The sequence below is a fragment of the Corallococcus sp. AS-1-12 genome (assembly GCF_020036995.1).
Taxonomy (GTDB): domain Bacteria; phylum Myxococcota; class Myxococcia; order Myxococcales; family Myxococcaceae; genus Corallococcus.
The window spans coordinates 49,494-66,965 of sequence record NZ_JAIQDD010000007.1 but is presented as its reverse complement, the minus strand read 5'-3'; the positions used below and the strand labels follow the sequence as shown (position 1 = coordinate 66,965).

General features: G+C 71.8%; 15 protein-coding genes. 4 read left to right on the top strand and 11 right to left on the bottom strand.

Annotated features, from left to right (window positions below):
- Positions 1–6: 6 nt before the first annotated feature.
- From K8556_RS14050 to K8556_RS14035, 4 genes are all read right to left on the bottom strand, one after another.
- The gene (locus tag K8556_RS14050; protein WP_223740577.1) at positions 7–3,669 is read right to left on the bottom strand and encodes a DUF3857 and transglutaminase domain-containing protein; all 3,663 of its coding nucleotides are present in this window, start codon (positions 3,667–3,669) and stop codon (positions 7–9) included.
- 258 nt (positions 3,670–3,927) lie between these two features.
- Complete coding sequence (locus tag K8556_RS14045) at positions 3,928–5,964, bottom strand: glycosyl hydrolase family 18 protein (RefSeq protein WP_223740576.1); 2,037 nt, start codon at positions 5,962–5,964, stop codon at positions 3,928–3,930.
- A 57-nt stretch (positions 5,965–6,021) separates the two neighbouring features.
- Positions 6,022–7,194, bottom strand: a complete 1,173-nt coding sequence (gene nagA, locus K8556_RS14040) for an N-acetylglucosamine-6-phosphate deacetylase (protein WP_223740575.1) — start codon at positions 7,192–7,194, stop codon at positions 6,022–6,024.
- Positions 7,194–8,225, bottom strand: a complete 1,032-nt coding sequence (locus K8556_RS14035) for an SIS domain-containing protein (RefSeq protein WP_223740574.1) — start codon at positions 8,223–8,225, stop codon at positions 7,194–7,196. The genes nagA and K8556_RS14035 overlap by 1 nt, the downstream gene beginning before the upstream one ends.
- Positions 8,226–8,396: 171 nt before the next feature.
- Here K8556_RS14035 and K8556_RS14030 point away from each other — a divergent pair, with 171 nt between their 5' ends.
- Complete coding sequence (locus tag K8556_RS14030) at positions 8,397–8,714, top strand: DUF3817 domain-containing protein (protein WP_223740573.1); 318 nt, start codon at positions 8,397–8,399, stop codon at positions 8,712–8,714.
- 119 nt (positions 8,715–8,833) lie between these two features.
- Positions 8,834–9,649 (top strand): Uma2 family endonuclease, encoded by an 816-nt coding sequence (locus tag K8556_RS14025; protein ID WP_370639928.1) that lies wholly within the window; start codon positions 8,834–8,836, stop codon positions 9,647–9,649.
- 10 nt (positions 9,650–9,659) lie between these two features.
- Here the strand turns inward: K8556_RS14025 and K8556_RS14020 are convergent, their stop codons facing one another.
- The 4 genes from K8556_RS14020 to rsfS all read right to left on the bottom strand — a co-directional run bounded on the left by K8556_RS14020 (position 9,660) and on the right by rsfS (position 12,656).
- Positions 9,660–10,361, bottom strand: coding sequence for a ComF family protein (locus tag K8556_RS14020; protein ID WP_223740571.1), 702 nt, complete (start codon positions 10,359–10,361; stop codon positions 9,660–9,662).
- Positions 10,362–10,417: 56 nt separating this feature from the next.
- Positions 10,418–11,563, bottom strand: a complete 1,146-nt coding sequence (locus K8556_RS14015) for an RNA ligase RtcB family protein (protein WP_223740570.1) — start codon at positions 11,561–11,563, stop codon at positions 10,418–10,420.
- 78 nt (positions 11,564–11,641) lie between these two features.
- Positions 11,642–12,106: a 23S rRNA (pseudouridine(1915)-N(3))-methyltransferase RlmH gene (locus K8556_RS14010; RefSeq protein ID WP_014394001.1), complete on the bottom strand. Its 465-nt coding sequence runs from the start codon at positions 12,104–12,106 to the stop codon at positions 11,642–11,644.
- A 4-nt stretch (positions 12,107–12,110) separates the two neighbouring features.
- Positions 12,111–12,656, bottom strand: coding sequence for a ribosome silencing factor (gene rsfS, locus K8556_RS14005; protein WP_223740569.1), 546 nt, complete (start codon positions 12,654–12,656; stop codon positions 12,111–12,113).
- 61 nt (positions 12,657–12,717) lie between these two features.
- Between rsfS and K8556_RS14000 the strand changes: the two genes are divergently transcribed.
- Positions 12,718–13,032, top strand: coding sequence for a tetratricopeptide repeat protein (locus K8556_RS14000; RefSeq protein ID WP_223740568.1), 315 nt, complete (start codon positions 12,718–12,720; stop codon positions 13,030–13,032).
- A 22-nt stretch (positions 13,033–13,054) separates the two neighbouring features.
- On the opposite strand, the gene K8556_RS13995 is transcribed toward K8556_RS14000, so the two are convergent.
- On the bottom strand, positions 13,055–14,110 hold the full coding sequence (locus K8556_RS13995) for a hypothetical protein (RefSeq protein WP_223740567.1): 1,056 nt from the start codon (positions 14,108–14,110) through the stop codon (positions 13,055–13,057).
- Between the two features lie 135 nt (positions 14,111–14,245).
- On the opposite strand from K8556_RS13995, the gene K8556_RS13990 reads away from it, so the two are divergent.
- Positions 14,246–14,788, top strand: a complete 543-nt coding sequence (locus K8556_RS13990; RefSeq protein ID WP_223740566.1) for a hypothetical protein — start codon at positions 14,246–14,248, stop codon at positions 14,786–14,788.
- Between the two features lie 15 nt (positions 14,789–14,803).
- Here K8556_RS13990 and K8556_RS13985 read toward each other — a convergent pair whose 3' ends face one another.
- Together K8556_RS13985 and K8556_RS13980 are read right to left on the bottom strand one after the other, a co-directional pair.
- Positions 14,804–15,850 carry a TetR family transcriptional regulator gene (locus K8556_RS13985; protein ID WP_223740565.1) on the bottom strand — a complete coding sequence of 349 codons (1,047 nt, stop codon included), beginning with the start codon at positions 15,848–15,850 and terminating at the stop codon, positions 14,804–14,806.
- Between the two features lie 184 nt (positions 15,851–16,034).
- Positions 16,035–17,444: a sigma-54 dependent transcriptional regulator gene (locus K8556_RS13980; protein WP_223740564.1), complete on the bottom strand. Its 1,410-nt coding sequence runs from the start codon at positions 17,442–17,444 to the stop codon at positions 16,035–16,037.
- Positions 17,445–17,472: the final 28 nt, after the last annotated feature.

Here is a 17,472-nt window from a genome sequence, read left to right as displayed (position 1 = left end):
CGGCGATTACCGCGAAGCCGTCTTCTGCCCCGGCCCCTGGAGCAGGATGCGGCGGCCGAAGGCGCGGTCCACGCGGCCCAGGAACTCACGGAACCGGGGGTACTCGTCCGCCTTGATGCGGGCGACGGAGAGGGCCACCTCACCGTCGGCGATGAGCGCGCCGTTCTCCACGCGGTAGCTGAGCTTCACGCGGCCGAACGGGGTGGTCTCCTCCACCGCCTGCGGCATGTCCGCCACGGTGTAGCCGCCGGGCAGCGTGTAGCGCAGCTTGAAGGTGTTCACCCAGGGGCTCTGCATCACCAGGTCGAAGCGGCGCTCGGCGAGCGACGCGTAGGCCTGCTGGTACGTGCGCCCCGTGCCGAAGGGCAGGAAGCGCAGGCTGCCGCCGGGCAGCACCTCCGCGTAGCGCGGGATGCCCATGTGGAAGTCCAGCGTCACGTCGTCATCCAGGCGGGTGGTGTCGCTGAGCTTCACCTCGCGCACGGTGAGGCCGGGGAAGCTCTGCGCCCAGGCGCGCTCGAAGGTGGACTTGCGCGTGGACTCCGGGCGGTAGGCGCGGCGGTAGTCCGGCGCGGACTGGCCGGACACGCTGCTCTGGCCCTTCACGTCCGCGCCGCCGTCCGGGCGCAGCGCCACGTCCATGGCCAGCGTCGTCTTGTTGTCCTCCGCCTTCGCCTCCGGCGTGGTGAGGAAGTTGCTGGTGCCGTTGGGGTCCACCACCAGCACGTTGGCCACGCGGTCCGCGGACGGGAGCTCCCTGGCGCCGTGGAACTCCGCCGTGCCGTCCAGGTACAGGTCGAACTTGGGCACGTACGCGATGGCGTGGTTGAAGGCCGCCAGCGACGCGGGCTCCGCGTCCAGCGAGCCCAGGTTGCGCATGCGCAGGAGCACCAGCCGGCTGTCCACGCCCGCCACCTTCAGCATGGAGTGGATGAGGCTCGCCTTGTCCTTGCAGTCGCCGAAGCGGCGCGCGAGCACGCGGTCCACCCGGTACGGCTTGAAGCCGTGGATGCCGAACTCCAGCGCCACGTAGCGGGTGTTGGTGACGACGAACGAATAGATGGCGCGCACCACGGCGAGCTGGTCCTTGCGGTCCACGCCGGTGAGCACCTGGTCCACGGTGGCCTTCAGCTCCGCGTTGGGCTGGAGCTGGTCACGCACCAGGCCCCACCAGTAGTGGCCCACCTGGTCCCACGTCTTGTACGTGGAGATGTGCAGGTTCTGGGCGACCTCCGCCCAGCCCGGCATGCCCGGCTCCGGCACCACCTTGGAGACGTGCTTCGCGCCGAAGCGGTACACGGTGCGGCCGGACTCGGGGGACTCCTGCCGCTGGTCCACGCCGGCCAGGCGGCTCTTGTTCCAGTACAGCGGCCGCTCCTGGGGCATGTCCACGACGTACTGGAAGCGCACCTTCGGGTAGGTGCCCTGCACGCTCTCCACGTCGCCCCAGTAGTCGGACAGCAGGTTGTCCTGCGCGGTGTCGTCCAGGCGGTAGGTGAGCTCCAGCGTGTCACCGGCGGCCAGCGACGGGAACGACAGGATGCGCGCGCGGGCGTCGTAGTACATGCCCGTCCACGGCTCGTTGATGTTGCGGTCCGCGTCGCCGTAGCTGTCCACCACGGAGCCGTCCGGCTTCGTCACGCGGGCGCGCAGCACGCGCACCTCCTGGCGGTCCGGCGAGTACGTCACCGGCACGCTGCGGAACGCGTCCACGCCGCGCTGGTTGTACACGCGCACCACCATCTGCTGCAGGCGGCTGGACAGGCCGCTCTTCTGCACGCGCACGTAGGTGTTGTCCACGAGGTACAGGGCGTCCTCGTGCACGTAGCCCTCGGCCTCCTTGGACAGGGGCTTCGCGTCCACCAGGTACTGGGTGCCCGCGCTCTCGGACTCGCCCTTGAGCGTGCGCAGGGCCTCCTTGAGGCCGGGGTTCTGCGGGCGCAGCGCCAGCGACTTCTCGAAGGCGGCCAGGGCGGGCTCGCGCTGGCCGGCGGCGAGCAGCGCGCGGCCCTCGCGCTCGTACACCTCCGGCTCATCCGGGGAGAGCGCCTTGGCCTCCGTGAAGAGGGCGGTGGCCTCCTCCACGGCGCCGTTGGCGGCCTTCAGCTCCGCCAGCCGCACGCGGCTGCCGTTGTCGAAGGGGTTCAGGTCGGTGAGCTTCGCGTACTCGCGCTCGGCGGCGTCCACCTTGCCCGCGTCCGCGAGCATGGAGGCCAGTTGGCGGCGGGTGTTGGTGTCGTCGTAGCGCAGCGCCAGCACCACGCGCATGCGGTCCATGGCCTCCTGGGCGCGGCCCAGTTGACGGGACGCCGCGGCGGCCACGCGCACCACGCGGGGCACGCGGGGCTGCTGGCGGAAGGCCTCTTCAATCAGCGCGTGCGCCCGGGCGCGCTCGCCCAGGGCTTCCGCGGCGCGGGCGAGCAGCAGGCGCGCGCCCGGCACGTTGCGGCCGTCCTCCACCTCCAGGAGGGGGGCGAGCAGCGGCTGCACGCGCTCCGGGTGGCCGCGGTCCATCTCATGGTCCGCCAGCGCCAGGCGCGCGGGGGCGTAGGTGGGGTCCGCCTTCACGGCGGCCTCCAGGAAGCGGCGGCGCTCGTTGAGGTCGTCCGTCTGGGTGTTGGCGGCCAGCACCTGGAGGCGCGCGTCGTTGGGGGCGCTCTCCGCGGCGAGCGCGGCCTCGGCGCTGGCGGTGTGCTCGCGCTCGTCATACGCGCGGAAGAAGGACAGCACCTGGGCGTAGTCGCCGCGCAGGGCCGCGTCGTTCGGGTTCTTCTCCACCAGCGCGCGCAGCGAGGAGGTCAGCGTGGGCAGGGGCTGCGGCGCGGGCGCGGGCATGCGCTCCAGGGCGGGGGCCTTGGCGGGCAGCGAGGCGCGGGCGGACGCGGACTCCGAGCGCAGGTAGAAGCCCAGCGGGCCGGACTCCTGGCACACCTTCACCAGCACGCGGTTGAGGCCCTTCTTGAGCTTCACCGACACGCGCGTCTGGTCTGGGCGCGGCAGGTTGTAGCGGTCCTCCTTGGACGCGAGCTGCCCGTTCACCCACAGGCGGTAGCCGCCGGAGGTGCCCAGGGCCAGCGGCACGCGCGTGTCCTGCGGCACCTCCAGCCAGGTGAGCGCGTACGCCACGGACTCCTTGTTGGGGCGCACCGCGGTGGCCAGGTCCACGTAGCCGTCCGCGGACGTGACGGACAGCTTGCGCCAGGTGGCCTCGTGGCCCTTGGCGCCGGGGTAGCGCGCGGTGAGGTCCAGGTTGGCGGCCTCCGGACCGAAGTCCGTGTCGCAGCCGGCCTTGCCCTCGTTCTCGAAGCCGCCCACGACGTAGTAGTCGTTGACGAAGCCCAGCCACTGGCGGACCTCGTTGGCGCGCACCATCCGGCCGCGCGAGCGCTCCGCGTCCATGAGCAGGATTTGGGCGGTGGTGCGCGTGTTCACGTCCGACGTGCGGCGGGACGCAATCTGCTGGTAGGTGCTCACCAGCGGGGTGAGGTCCTCCACGTCATCCACCAGCGCGTGCATGCGCAGGAGCGCGGCGCCGCCGCGCGGCGAGTTGGCGGCCTTGACGGCCTCGGCCGCGTACTCGCGGGCCCGGTCGTCCGCGTTCGGCTTCGCGAGCCCCAGCACGGGGCAGGTGAGCACGACTAGTGCGGCCAGCGATGTGAAACGCGACATCCGTTCTCCTCGAGTATCGGCGGCGCCCGGGGGCAGGCAGGGGGTGGTGACGCCAGTGAACAGGTGGACCCGTCACGGCCTTCCCCTGCATGCGGCCCCGGACGGCGGGCAGGCAACCCATCCGCGCCCCACTCTATGCCGGACCGATGTGGGGCGGGGTGGGCCCGTGAAGGCCAGGGCACGAAAACGCACAGGGCCGGCGCGGGCGTGCTGCCCGTGCCGGCCCCGGTGTGGGTGCCCCTGGTTGGGGGCCTGGCGTCAGTGGAGCTTGTTGTAGAGCGTGTCGACGAGGCTGCCGTCATCGCCGCTCAGCTCCCAGAACATCGCGCCGCCCAGCCCCTTGGACAGGATGTAGTCCGACTTGGCGTTGAGGCTCTGCGGGTCGTCGTAGGCGACCCACACCTTCGTCGTGGGGCTGTAGACGTAGGCCTGCTTGCTCTCCGGGTGGAAGAACTTCGTGTAGCCGGAGCCCGCGCGCTCGTAGTGGGCCTTGAGGTCCTTGTAGTCGAACACGCCGGTGAGGCCGGACTGGCCGTCATCCCAGGTGCCCTTGGTGGGGACGCCGGACTGGAACAGGCCGTTGTTCACGTTGGGCACGTTGCCCCAGCCGCGGCCGTAGAAGGGCACGCCGACGACGATCTTCGACGCGGGCACGCCCAACTGGAGCATCTTGCTGATGGAGCCGTCCGTGTAGAAGCCGTCGTTGGCGCCCGGGTCGCCCGTCACGCGGTCCAGCGCGGAGTGGAAGTTGACCGTGCTCTCGAAGGCGCCGTGGTAGTCGTAGGACATCACGTTGATCCAATCGAGGATGCCGGCCAGCTTCACGGTCTCCTGCTTGTTGGCGAGCAGGTCCGGTGACGCGCCGGACGCGATGGTGAGCAGGTACGGCTGGCCCGTCTGCGCCGTCACGGCGGCCAGTTGGGTGCGGAACTCCTGCATGAGCAGGGTGTAGTTCACCTTGTCCGCGGGGCTGCTGATGTTGTCCGGCAGGCCGCCGCCGGTGGGGTACTCCCAGTCCACGTCGATGCCGTCGAACACGCCCACGCCGTTGGCCGGGGTGACGCCGGGGAACTGGCCCTTCACGTACAGGTCCACGCAGGACTTCACGAACGCGGTGCGCGACGCGGCGGTGGCGGCGACCTGGGAGAAGTACTTGGACCAGGACCAGCCGCCAATGGAGATGAGCAGCTTGAGGTGCGGGTTCGTCTTCTTCAGCTCCTTGAACGCGCGGAAGTTGCCGCGCAGCGCGCCCGGGTCCCACTCGCCGGGGAAGCCGAAGCCCTTGTCGATGTCCGCGAACGCGTCCCCGAGGATGCACTTGCCGTCCGGGGAGATGTTGGAGAAGGCGTAGTTGATGTGCGTGAGCTTCGACGCCGGGACGTGGGAGACCTGGTAGTTGCGGGCGTAGATGCCCCACGCGGTGAAGTAGCCGACGATGCGCTTGCCGCCCGGCGGAGGCGTGCCGGGCAGCTCCACCACGACGATCACCGTCTTCGTGCCCACGTTGCCCGCGGCGTCGTAGGCCTTCACGGTGTACGTGTACGTGCCGTTCTGCGCGGACGTGGAGATGGCGCGCGTGAACGACGACGCGGTGGCCACGAGCGTGCCGTTCTCCAGGATCTCGAGCTTCGTCACGCCCACGTTGTCCGTGGCGCTCGCGGAGACGGTGAAGGAGCCCGCGGCGGTGATGCGCGACGCGCTAGCGCTGGCGGTGACGACGGGGGCGGTGGTGTCGCCGTTGGAGGGGATGGCGACGGTGACGGTGACCGTCTTCGAGCCCACGTTGCCGGCGGCGTCGTACGCCTTCACGGTGTACGTGTACGTGCCGTTCTGCCCGGAGCCGGAGAAGCTGCGCGTATACGAGGACGCGGTGGCGACGAGCGTGCCGTTCTCCAGGATTTCCATCCGGGTCACGCCCACGTTGTCCGTGGCGCTCGCGGAGACGGTGATGGAGCCCGCGGCGGTGACGCTCGTGCTGCTGCTCGACGCGGTGACGACGGGCGCGGTGGTGTCGCCGCCGCCCGTGACGGGGCCCAGGTCCAGCCACAGCGCTGGCACGGCCGTGGGCGTCCAGTCCGCCTGGGACGTGTGGGCCTGACGGCATTCATAGACGCGGCCTTCGTAGATGACGCGCGTGCCCACGGCGTAGGCGACGCCCACGGCCCACGCGGCCTCCAGTGGTGCCTTCATCACGCTGCCCGGGCCCTCGGCCCCGGGGGCGAAGGACTCCTGACCACAGCCGGCGACGGTCAGCGCGGACGCCACCAGGCCCACAATCCATTTGCTACGACGCATTCGTGTTCTCCTCGCCTGCGGTACACGCGGAAGGAGTCACGCACCCATTTTTCCGGGTTAATGGCTGGCTTTGGATTTCGCCTGCCCGCCGACCCAGGTGGTGTGGACGGAAAGGTCCGGCTTCAACAGCACGAGGTCCGCGCGATGCCCGGGGGCGATGCGTCCCCGGTGGCCATGCAGTCCCATGAAGGTGGCGGGGTGAAGTGAGGCCATTCGCAGCGCCTCCTCCAGGGGGACGCCGAGCGCCTGGACGCAGTGGCGCACGGCCGCCGTGAGGTCGATGTCCGCGCCCGCGAGCGTGCCGTCCTCCGTCTCCAGGCGGCCGTGGCGACGCAGGATGGCGCGTCCCTGGAGGGTGAAGGACGTGACGGGCGTGCCGACGGGCGGCATGGCGTCCGTGACGAGGAACACCTTGCCCGGCGGTTTGACCTTGAGGAGCAGGCGCAGGTTGTCCGCGTGCACGTGCACGCCGTCCGCGATGACGCCGCACCACGCGTCGTCATGGGTGAGCGCGGCGACGACGGGGCCGGGCTGGCGGTTCATCACCGGGGGCATGGCGTTGAACAGGTGGGTGAAGCCTCGCACGCCGGATTGCAGGGCCTGGGTGGCGCGCTCGCTGGTGGCGGCGGTGTGGCCCGCGCTGAGCACGACGCCGGAGCTGGCGAGGCGGCGCAGGGTGGCGTCGTCCACGCACTCGGGAGCGAGCGTCATCAGCACGCGGCCGCCGTGCGCGGCGAAGCGGCGGGGCAGGGTGGTGAGGTAGTCGAGGTCGCGAGGGTCGGGCGTGCGGATGAACGCGGGCACGTGGACACCGGCGCGCTCGCGGCTGATGAAGGGGCCCTCCAGGTGGATGCCGAGGACGCCGCTGCCGGGGCGCGCGGTGGCGGTGAGCGCGGCCTCGCAGGCTTCGCGCATGCGGGCGGCGTCGTCGGTGATGAAGGTGGGGAGCAGGCCCGTGGTGCCGCACGTGCGCATGGCGGAGGCGATGGCGAGCGCGGCCTCCTCGGTGGGCGTGTCATTGAAGAGCACGCCGCCCGCGCCGTTGACCTGCACGTCCACGAAGCCGGGGACCAGGAGCGCGTCCTCCGGCAGCGTGTGCACGGTGGCGCCGGTGGGGAGCCCGGCCCGGGGCACCACGGCATGGACGGTCCCGTCCTCGATGACGACGGCGTGACCTTCGAGGACCTGGTCCCCGGTGAAGACATGGGCGCCCTGGAGGACGGTGGGCATCACACGGTCTCCGTGACCTTGCGCAGGTGCGCGGGCGCATCCGGGTCCAGGCCTCGCGCCGTCGCGAGCTGGTGCACCGCGAAGTAGAAGCTCTGCACTTGGCAGAGCGGCGCGATGGCCGCGGGAACGTCCGGCAGCGTGGGCAGGGCCTGCGCGCCGGGGACGGGCAGGGCGGTGTGGACGTTCGCGCCCAGCTCGACCATGCGCTGCACGACGTCGCGGGTGCCTTGCGCGGCGTTGTCCTCCTGCCCCAGCGCGAGCACGGGGAAGCCCGGCCGCACCAGCCCGAGCGGCCCGTGGAGGACCTCCGCGGTGCTGAAGGCCTCCGCGTGCAGACGGCAGGTCTCCTTGAGCTTGAGGGCCATCTCCAGCGCGGCGCCCAGGCCGCTGCCCCGGCCGACGACATAGAGGCTGCTGGCGTCCTTGAGCGTCGCGAGCGCCGGCCACCAGTCGAGCTTCCCCGCGGCCTCCAGCGCGTCTGGGAGCCGCCGGGCGGCGTCATGCAGCTCCGCGGAGTCCGACCAGTGCGCGGCGAGCTGGAGGAAGGCGAGCCCGGAGAGCAGATAGGACTTGGTGGCGGCGACGCTGTGCTCGGGGCCGGCGGACAGCGGGATGCGCACGTCGCACAGCGCGGCGAGCGGAGCGGCTTCGTCGTTGATGAAGCCCAGCACGACGGCGCCTCCCGCTCGGGCGGCCTCGGTCATGCGCAGCAGGTCGGGGCTCTGGCCGGACTGGGACACGGCGATGAAGAGCGCGTCGCGCAGGTCCAGGGAGCGCGTGTTGTAGACGGACGCGACGCTGGGGCCCAGCGAGGCGACGGCGCGGCCCAGTGCGGTCTCGATGAGGTACTTGCCGTAGACGGCCGCGTGGTCGGAGCTGCCTCGCGCGCAGGTGACGACGAAGCGGGGAGGCGTGCGGCGCAGGCGGGCGCCCAGGTAGGCGAAGGTGTCGCGGCAGCGTTCGAGCTGGCGGCGGGCGGCGGCCGGCGCCTCGGCGGCCTCGCGTGCGAGGGCGGGGAGGGAGGAGTTCATCGAGGTGGGGTCCACGCTCGGGGGGATAACAGCCTCCGGGGGTGGACGGGTGGAGGAAGGCGCCGGGCGTGATGCTTCCGACATCCGGTGCGTGGCTGGGGAGCGGGCAGGCGCGGTCGCGGTGGCCGGGTCCCTTGACGGCAGGGGATGGTGCGGAGGAGAGAGGACGTCATGCTGAAGACCGCCCTGGGCCGTTTCCGCGCCGTCGCCTTCTGGGAAGGCCTGTCCTTCCTGGTGCTGCTGCTCATCGCCATGCCGCTGAAGTACGTGATGAACATGCCCCAGGGCGTGCGCGTGGTGGGCATGGCGCACGGGGTGCTGTTCATGGCGTACCTCTACACGCTGATGATGGCGGCCATCGAATACCGCTGGGGCGTGAAGCGGATCGCCGTGGCCTTCGTGGCCTCGCTCGTGCCGGGCGGGACGTTCTGGCTGGACGCGCAGTTGCGGAGCGAGGCGCTCGCGCTGGAGACGGCGAAGACGCGCTGATTCGAGGTCATTCGCCGCGAAGCCTGGACGCCGGTACGAGTATTCCCTGGCGCGTTGCTTGCTCAGAGCCCGCGCGGGGGTGATTGACCATGGGGCCTACCCGACGCAGGCTTGAGGTCATGGGACGTCATACCGACAAGGTTGGAGACGCCTTCCCCCGGGCGCCTTCGCAGGAAGAATGGGATCGGATGGGGCAGGCGGAGCGGGACCGGGTGGTGGCAACGCTGCCGGGTGAGGTGACGTACGAAGAGATGGCGATGCCCGAGGGGGACAGCCATCAGGAACCCAAGATGCTCGCGCGCGAGGCGCTCCGGGGCTACTTCAAGCGCCGTGGACGCAAGGCCTACGTGGGCTCGGAGCTGCCGGTGTATTACCCGGCGGAGCGCCGGTTCGCGCCGGACCTGTTGGTCGTGCTGGACGTCGAGAACCATCGCCGGAAGAAGTGGCTGGTGAGCCACGAGGGGCACGGGCTCGACTGGGTGATGGAGATCCACGTCGGGGGCGACCGGAAGAAGGATGCCGAGTTCAACGTGGGCCGGTATGCCCGTCTGGGAATCCCCGAGTACTTCATCTTCGATGGGGGATGCCTCACGCTGGAGGGCTACCGGCTGGCGACACCGGATGCGCGCGTCTACACGCGCATGGAGTCCCGGCACGGACGCTTCGTCTCGGAGGTACTGGGACTCGAACTCCAGGTCGAGGGCGAGGACGTGCGTTTCTGGGCGGGCAATGCACCACTGCTGGTCTCCGAGGAGTTCATCGAACGCCTGGAAGACCAGACGATGAGCCTGCAACGCCGTGCCCAGGAAGAATCCCGGCGTGCGGATGAAGAATCCCGGCGCGCGGACGAGGAAGCCCGGCGCGCGAATGCGGCCGAACGCCGCTTTCAGGAACTCGAGGCCGAGCTCGCCCGGCTCAAGAAGTCCCAGCTCTGAGCCATGGCCCTCAGGCGAGGGTGAACGCCCTCGCCAGGGTCAGTACCTCCACTCGCGTGGCCCCCGCGTCTCTCAGAGCGACAGCGGCGGCCCTCGCGGTGGACCCCGTGGTGAACACGTCGTCCAGGAGCAACACCTCCTGCCCCTTCACCGCCCGCGACGCCACGAACGCTCCCGCCACGTTGCCCGCGCGCTCCGCTTCACTCAGCCCCACCTGCCGGCGCGTCTCCCGCGTGCGCACAAGCCACCCCACCGGCGCTGTCCGCCCCGTCGCCTTCGCCAGCTCCCCCGCGAGCAGGTGCGCCTGATCGTATTGCCGCTTCCGGAAGCGCCGCACGTGCAGCGGCAACGCCACCACGCACCCCGGCGCGGTCCTCAGGAACCGCCGCGCCTCGTCCGCGAGCAGCGTCCCCAACGGCGCCGCGAGGTCCGGGTGGTCCTCGTACTTGAACCGGTGGATGGCCCTCGCCACCGGCCCCTCGTGCGCGAAGGGCGCCCAGGCCCGGCTGAATGGCGGCGGCACCGTCCGGCAACGCGGACAGGTGTTCCCCGGGAACGCCCCCGGCTCCGCGCACGTCCGGCAACACACCGGCGGCAGCCGCTCCAACGCCGTGTCACATGGCTCGCAGAACACCGCGCCCACGCCCGGCAGCACCTTCGCGCAGGCCAGACACATGGGCGGATACACCAGGTCCAACAGGGCCTTCCACATCTCCGGGCCTCACAGGGGCGGTTCCTCCCGCGCCTCCCGTGCCAGCCCCGTGCCGCTCACTCCGCCGTGCGGCCTCGCGTCTTGTACGTGAGCACCGGCGCCAGCGTCGCCACCACCCGCACCAACCCCGCCTCCACCAGGTCCGTCACCACGCGGTCGATGGCCTTGTAGGCCGGCGGTGCCTCCTCGAAGAGCAGGTCCCGGTCCTCGCACACCACGTGGCTCTTGAAGAACGTGCGCGTCAGCGACTCCGCCGTGAAGCGCTCCTTCAGCCGCTCCCGCGCCGCCGAGCGCGTCCACTTGCGTCCCGCGCCGTGCGCCAGGCTGTACGCGCTCTGCTCGCCCGTGCCCACCGGCAACACCAGATAGCTCAGCGCGCCACGGCTGCCGGGAATCACCACCGGCCCCTCGTCCCACGGCGCCGCGCCCTTGCGGTGCAGCCACCCCACGCGTCCACCCGCATGCCGCGCGGTGACACTGTTGTGGCACACGTCCAACACCCGCCGCCCCGTCGCCCCAATCCCCTCCAGCGTCCGCTGCGCCACCAGCGCCCGGTTCGCCTTCGCCCACAGCACCGCGCCGTCATGCCGCTGGAGGTATTCGCGCGCCTCGTCCGAGTCCGCCGCCAGTCCGCCCGCGGCATGCCGGTCGACATGCTTGCGCAGGATGGCCTCCCCCAACCCGCGCGACCCCGAGTGCACGAGCAGCAGCAGCCGCTCCTCCCGCAGGCCCAGCGCCTCGAAGACGCGCGCGTCGTGCACCTCCTCCACCCGCTGCACCTCCGCGAAGTGGTTGCCGCCGCCCACCGTGCCCAGCGCCGACTCGAAGCCCGTGCCGCTCGCGCCGTGCTCCGCGAGCACCGCCTCCGTGTCCCCCACCCACGGCCCCTCCAGGTCCAGCTTCGCCGCCCACCGCTCCGCCTTCGCCTTGCGCGTCAGCAGGTCCACGTCCCACAACCCCATGCCACAGCCGATGTCGCTGCCCACGAGGTAGGGATAGAGGAAGCCCTCGGATTCAAAGGCCGCGCCCACCGGAGCGCCCTTGCCGGGGTGCAGGTCCGGCAGGCCCACCGCGAGCCGCATCCCGGGCAGGCGCGACACGGCCTCAAGCTGGCGGACGGCCTCGCCCTCCACCCAGGACTGGGGCGAGGCGATGATGCGCACGGTGGCGGCCGTGGAGGTTTCAGAAGAGGGCGTGTTCATGATGGCCGCTTCGACGCGGTCGCTTCACGCGCCCTGACGCCCGGGCCCCCAGCGCCTCGGGACAGGCTGCCCGGCCGCCTACTTGTGGTAGGGCTCGCCCTTCAGGATGGTGAACGCGCGGTAGAGCTGCTCGATGAGCACCACCCGCGCCAGCCGGTGGGGCAGCGTCATCCGCGACAGCGACATCACCTGATGCGCCGCGCCACGCACCGAGTCGTCCAGGCCCTCGTCTCCGCCGATGACGAAGAGCAGGTCCTTGGAGCCCGTCTGCGCCTTCGCGACGTAGCGGGCAAGCTCCACCGAATCCAGCAGCGTGCCGCGCTCGTCCAGCGCGACAATCCAGTCCTGCGGCTTGCGCTTGCCCAGGATGGCGGCGGCCTCCGCGGACTTCGCCTCGCCGGGCTTGAGCTTGCGGCCCGACGCTTCATTCAGCTCCAGCAGCTCGAAGCGCGTGTAGTGCTCGAGCCGCCGCGCGTACTCCTGCACGGCGGGCTCGAACAACCCGGAGCGGTCCTTGCCGATGGAGAGGAGGCGGACCTTCACGGGACTAGGACAGCTTCTCCCGGGGCGCGTCCGCCCACAGCCCGTCCAGGTCGTAGAAGGCGCGCACCTCGCCGTTGAACAGGTGGGCCACGACGTCGTCGTAGTCCAGGAGCACCCACTGGCCCGTCTCCAGGCCTTCGGTGCTGATGGGGCGCAGGGGCTGCGGGTCCTGCTTGAGCTGCACCTGGACGTTCTCCGCCATGGCGCTCACCTGGCGGTCGCTCTCGCCGGAGGCGATGACGATGTAGTCCGCGTAGGACGTCATCCCGCGCATGTCGAGGATGACGACGTCCGTGGCCTTCTTGTCCAGCAGCAGGTTGCCGATGCGGCGCGCCAGCTCGCGCGCCTTCGCGTTCTCCGCGGGCTTGGGAGGCGCGGGCGGGGCGGCGGGCTTCGGAGCCTTCTTGCGCGCGGCGGCGGTCTTCTTGCGCGGCGGCGGACGCACGCCCGGCTTCGCCTTCTTGGCGGCCGTCTTCTTGCGGGCCGGAGCCCGGGTCGCGCTCTTCGCCTTCGCCTTCTTGGATGCAGGGGTCTTCTTCTTCGTGGCCATGTGGCGGATACCCTAGCGCACCCTTGGCAAGCTTCCAGCGCTCCTCTAATGGGTTCCGTCCATGAGCGACCCCCGCCTGGAGCAGTTCAAGAAGATGACGGCCCAGTTCCCCGACGCCCCCATGGCCTGGTTCTCCCTGGGGAAGCTCCACCTGGAGCGCAAGGAGTACGACAGCGCCATCCAGAGTCTGGAGGCCGCCGTCCGGCTGGACCCGAAGTACGCCGCCGCCCTCGTCTCCCTGGGGGACGCCTACGCGGGGGCCGGCCAGACGGACAAGGCGAAGCAGGTGCTCACCACCGCCCGGGACCACGCGCTCGCCCAGCAGCACCCCAGCCTGGCCGAGGAGATCGACGAGCGCATCGCCGACCTGGACTGACGGTGCTCCGGGGCCTGGGCTCCTAGTCCTGGTCCCGCCAGGTGAAGCCCACGCCGAACACCTGACGCGTGTAACGCAAGTCATTGCGCGGCAGGCGCGTGCTCCAGAGGCCCCAGGACAGCTCCAGGTCCACGCGGGCGGAGACGGGCCGGGCCAGCTTGAGGGACAGCGAGTTCTGCCCCTCGTCCTCCTCCACCAGGATGATCTCCGGCGACAGGAAGATGCCGTCCGGGTAGCGCGCCAGGCCCAGCGTCCCCTGCGCCAGCAGCGTCACCCGCCACGGCAGCCGCACCCCCGCGCTGCCGGTGAGCCGGTGGCGCAGGGCCGTCTCTCCGAAGCTGTTGGAGCTGACCTCCTGGAAGGCATAGGTGAGCGACAGCTTCACCGGCCCCCGGTACGTGTAGCCCACCCCCGCCACCAGCGCGCCGTCCTGCCGCCGCACGGGGGCCGCGTTGACGCCCGGGGAGGGCCGGGCGAAGGGGCCGTAGCGGCGCGAGCCCCACTCGCCGAACACGCTCAGCGTGTGGCGCGGGGTCAACCGGTAGCGGCCCAGGACGCCCACCTCCGGGCCGCCGAAGTCGGCCGTGTGGTCCGGGCGGTACACGAAGCGGCGCGCACCCAGGCGAAGGCGCAGGGCCAGGCGCACGTCCGGGGCGTACTCGGCGAAGAGGCTGGCGCCCAGGTCCGAGTACGCGCGGCTGCCGCCCCGCCGGTCCTTGGCGTGGCCTTCCGCGCCCACGCCCCACTCGGTGCCCAGGGCGAGCGAGCCCTCCAGCGCGCCCGCCTGCACCAGCGTGTCCTCGTTGGCGTAGTCCAGGTACTTCCGGGCGCCCAGCTCGTACCGGCCCACCACCTGGGCCCGCTCGCCGGTGCCCCGTCCCTCCGCCACGCCCAGCGCGCTCAGCGCCAGGTCCGCGCCGGGGCCGGGCGTGGCGCCGTCGGAGAAGTCGCGCGGGGCGTTGCTGTCCACGAGCAGCCGGCCGGTGCCCCTCAGCGAGCCCTGCCACTCGGCCGCGCGCGCACCTCCGCCCCAGGGGATGCTGAGGGCCAGCAGGAGCGGGAGGAGGCGGCGGTCCAAGACGCGCGCACCATACTCCGCCCCGCTGGCATCCCCACGCTCGCAAGTGCCCTCCGCGGCCACGTCGTCCCCGGGACACCCGGGGCGTGCCTGCGGTCGGTGACGCCGCACCCGGCCGCCCGGTACATTGGCGCCATGTCTTACGCGTCCTTCCTCGCGGCGGTGGCCGGCCTGGGGCTCGCCGCCTGTTCTCCGGCGTCCTTCACCACGGAGGTCCAGGGCGAGGCGACGGTGCCCGCGAACCCCGCAGGCACCTCCACGCTCCTCAACGCCTTCCCCTCCATCAGCAGCTTCTCCGCCCTGGACTTCAACGAGAACCAGGACTTCAAGAACCGCGACGTCACCAAGGACGAGGTGACGCGCGTGCAGGTGAAGTCGATGACGCTCAAGGTCCTGAGCCCGAACGACCAGGACTTCGGCTTCCTGGATTCACTGGAGGCCGTGGCCCGCGCGGGCAACTCCGAGGCGCGCTTCGCGTCCCGGGAGGGCATCGCGGGCCTGGGCCTGCACCCGCCCAACCCCACGGTGGGGTTGAACGCGGACGGCAGCGTGGACCTGCGGCCCTACGTGGCCGCGCCCAGCATGTCCATCATCCTGCGCGGCACGGGGCGCCTGCCGGAGCGCGAGGTGCGCGTGCAGGCCACGGTGGTGCTGGAGGTGGAGGGCGGCCTGCTGTAGCGGCCCGGCGCCGTCTCAGGGCGCCAGCGTCTTCGCGCGGCGCTCCAGCGCGCCCGCGCGCCCGTCCAGCTCGCGCGCCAGGGACTCCAGGCGCGCGGCCTCCTGCTCCAGCGAGGACAGGTCCTGCGGGCCGCCCGCGGCCAGCGCCTGGGCGCGCACCGGGTCCACCTGGGGCCGCCGGTCGCTGGCGGTGACGGACAGGGCCGGACCGCCCACCGTGGGGTTGCCCCCGACGCCCGGTCCCTGGGTCGGGTCACCCGCGTAGTCCGGCGACTCCACCATCGAGTCGGTCGGAATCCCCTCCGGCTGCCGGCCGCCCCGCTGGGTGGGGGCCACCTGCAGGCCCTGGTCGCCCACGGTGCGCAGGCGCAGGCGGCGGTCCTGGTCGTCGAACATGGACTCCTCGCCCAGGAAGTCGTTCATGCGGCGGTCCAGGTCGCGCTCCTCGCGCACCTCGGTGATGCGCGCCTTGAGGGCCTCCAGCCGCTGGCGCACCTTGTCCTGGGAGTCGCGCAGCGCGTCCGCCTGCGCCAGCAGGTCCTCCGGATCATCCCCGCGCGCCGCGCCCTCCAGCGCCGGCACCTGCGAGGCGGGCAGCGCCGCGCGCACGGCCTCGCGTTCGCCGCGCACGGACCGCATCTGCTCCACCAGCCGCGCGCGCTGCGCCCGGTCCGTCGTCGCGTCCCACGCCGCGCGCAGCCGCGTCAGCTCCTGGGACAGCGCGCCGTGCAGCGCCAGGTGCGCGCGCTCCACCTCGCCGTCCGCGCCGGACACCGACTGCGCCAGCCCCGTCAGCTCCCCGCTCAGCTCCTGCGAGCGGCGCAGCGCGGACTCCAGCTCGCCGCCCGCCGTGAGCTTCCCCTGGCGCTGGGCCTTGAGGGCCTCGATGCGCGCCGCCAGGCCGTTGAGCTCGTCGCGCAGCCCCTGCTGCCGGGTGCGCAGGGTGCGTGCCTCCGTGCGCGCCGCCTGGGCCTTCGCGCGCGCCTGCTCCAGGCCGGACGTCGCCCCGGCGGGCGCGGCCACGAACAGGCACAGGAGGAGGGGGAGGGCACGCAACATCATCGGGGGGACACCGTCAGCAAGGCGGATGCCAGTCCCTTCCTCCTACTCCGTTCCCAGGTCCGACGGAAAGCGCCCTGGTTCCGGGCACCTGCGGGGGCAGGGTGGGACGGGGTGGGTGGGCCGGACGGTGGAAAGTCATGGGGCCGGGGCGCGGATGACGGATTTCCGAGGCCCCCCGGGGCGCCTACGAAGCGTCCTCGGGGCGTTCGCCGCGCGGCAGGAAGCCGTACTTCTCCAGCTTGTAGTACAGCGCGGAGGTCTTGATGCCCAGCAGGCGGGCGGTCTCCGTCTTCACGCCGCCGGCCTTCTCGTAGGCGCGGGCGATGAGCTGGCGCTCCAGGTCCTCCAGGATTTCCGGCAGGGGGCGGTCGCCCTGGGGCACGGGCAGCCCCGCGTCCATGCGCGGCGTCTGGCCGGCCAGGTGCGGGGGCAGGTCCTGCGGGGTGAGCGTGTCGCCCTCGGCGAAGACGAGCGCCTGCTCCATCACGTTCTCCAGCTCGCGCACGTTGCCGGGCCACGCGTGGCGGGTGAGCGCGTGCAGCGTGGCGTCGTCGATGCCGGTGACGCGCCGGTTGACCCGGGGCGCGTGCTTGGCGACGAAGTGGCGGGCGAGCGCGGGCAGGTCCTCGGGGCGCTCGCGCAGGGGCGGCAGGGTGAGCGGGACGATGTGCAGCCGGTAGTAGAGGTCCTCGCGGAAGCGGCCCGCCTTCACCTCCGCCTGGAGGTCGCGGTGCGTGGCGCTCACCACGCGCACGTCCACCTTGAGCGTCTCCTCTCCGCCCACGCGCTGCAGCTCCTTCTCCTGGAGCACGCGCAGCAGCTTGGTCTGCACGGAGGCGGGAATCTCCCCAATCTCGTCCAGGAAGAGGGTGCCGCCGTCGGCCAGCTCGAAGCGGCCCAGCTTGCGCTTCACCGCGCCGGTGAAGGCGCCGCGCTCGTGGCCGAACAGCTCGCTCTCCAGCAGCGTCTCCGCCAGGGCCGCGCAGTGCACCACGACGAAGGGGCCGTCCTTGCGCGGGGAGCGCTGGTGGATCATCCGGGCGACCAGCTCCTTGCCGGTGCCGCTCTCGCCGCGCACCAGCACGGTGGCGTCGCTCGCGGCCACCTTGCGCACCTGCGCGAGCAGCTTCTGCATGGGCTCGCTGTCGCCCACCAGGTCGCGGTGGGTGAGGGCGGCGTCGGCGTCATGCGCGTCCGTGCGGGCGGTGAGGCGCTCCACCTGGCGGCGCGTGGCGGACAGCTCCAGGCCCTTGTCCACCTTGGCGCGCAGCACCTCCGGGGGGAAGGGCTTGGTGATGAAGTCGTAGGCGCCCTCCTGCATGGCCTGCACGGCGGTCTCGATGGTGCCGAACGCCGTCACCACCATGACGACGGCGCCAGGGTCCGCCTGCTTGAGGGCGCGCGTCACGGCGATGCCGTCCATGCCGTCCATCTTCAGGTCCGTGACGACCAGGTCGAAGGGGCCCTTCTTGTACGCGGCGAGCCCGTCCGCCCCGCTGCGCACCGCGGACACGGTGTGGCCGGAGCGGGTGAGGGTGACGGTCATGCCCTCGCGGAGGGTGTCGTGGTCGTCGATGACGAGGATGCGGGCCATGCGCCTGCTCGGGAAGGAGGGGTGGGGG

What these genes read in the sequence shown, in the direction of transcription:
- K8556_RS14030 (WP_223740573.1), top strand. Translation starts at nt 8,397, where the DNA reads ATGCTGAAGACCGCCCTGGGCCGTTTCCGCGCCGTCGCCTTCTGGGAA.
- K8556_RS14015 (WP_223740570.1), bottom strand. Translation starts at nt 11,563, where the DNA reads ATGAACACGCCCTCTTCTGAAACCTCCACGGCCGCCACCGTGCGCATC.
- K8556_RS13980 (WP_223740564.1), bottom strand. Translation starts at nt 17,444, where the DNA reads ATGGCCCGCATCCTCGTCATCGACGACCACGACACCCTCCGCGAGGGC.
- nagA (WP_223740575.1), bottom strand. Translation starts at nt 7,194, where the DNA reads ATGCCCACCGTCCTCCAGGGCGCCCATGTCTTCACCGGGGACCAGGTC.
- K8556_RS14020 (WP_223740571.1), bottom strand. Translation starts at nt 10,361, where the DNA reads ATGTGGAAGGCCCTGTTGGACCTGGTGTATCCGCCCATGTGTCTGGCC.
- K8556_RS14045 (WP_223740576.1), bottom strand. Translation starts at nt 5,964, where the DNA reads ATGCGTCGTAGCAAATGGATTGTGGGCCTGGTGGCGTCCGCGCTGACC.
- K8556_RS14050 (WP_223740577.1), bottom strand. Translation starts at nt 3,669, where the DNA reads ATGTCGCGTTTCACATCGCTGGCCGCACTAGTCGTGCTCACCTGCCCC.
- K8556_RS14035 (WP_223740574.1), bottom strand. Translation starts at nt 8,225, where the DNA reads ATGAACTCCTCCCTCCCCGCCCTCGCACGCGAGGCCGCCGAGGCGCCG.
- K8556_RS13985 (WP_223740565.1), bottom strand. Translation starts at nt 15,850, where the DNA reads ATGATGTTGCGTGCCCTCCCCCTCCTCCTGTGCCTGTTCGTGGCCGCG.
- K8556_RS13990 (WP_223740566.1), top strand. Translation starts at nt 14,246, where the DNA reads ATGTCTTACGCGTCCTTCCTCGCGGCGGTGGCCGGCCTGGGGCTCGCC.
- K8556_RS14000 (WP_223740568.1), top strand. Translation starts at nt 12,718, where the DNA reads ATGAGCGACCCCCGCCTGGAGCAGTTCAAGAAGATGACGGCCCAGTTC.
- K8556_RS14025 (WP_370639928.1), top strand. Translation starts at nt 8,834, where the DNA reads ATGGGACGTCATACCGACAAGGTTGGAGACGCCTTCCCCCGGGCGCCT.
- rsfS (WP_223740569.1), bottom strand. Translation starts at nt 12,656, where the DNA reads ATGGCCACGAAGAAGAAGACCCCTGCATCCAAGAAGGCGAAGGCGAAG.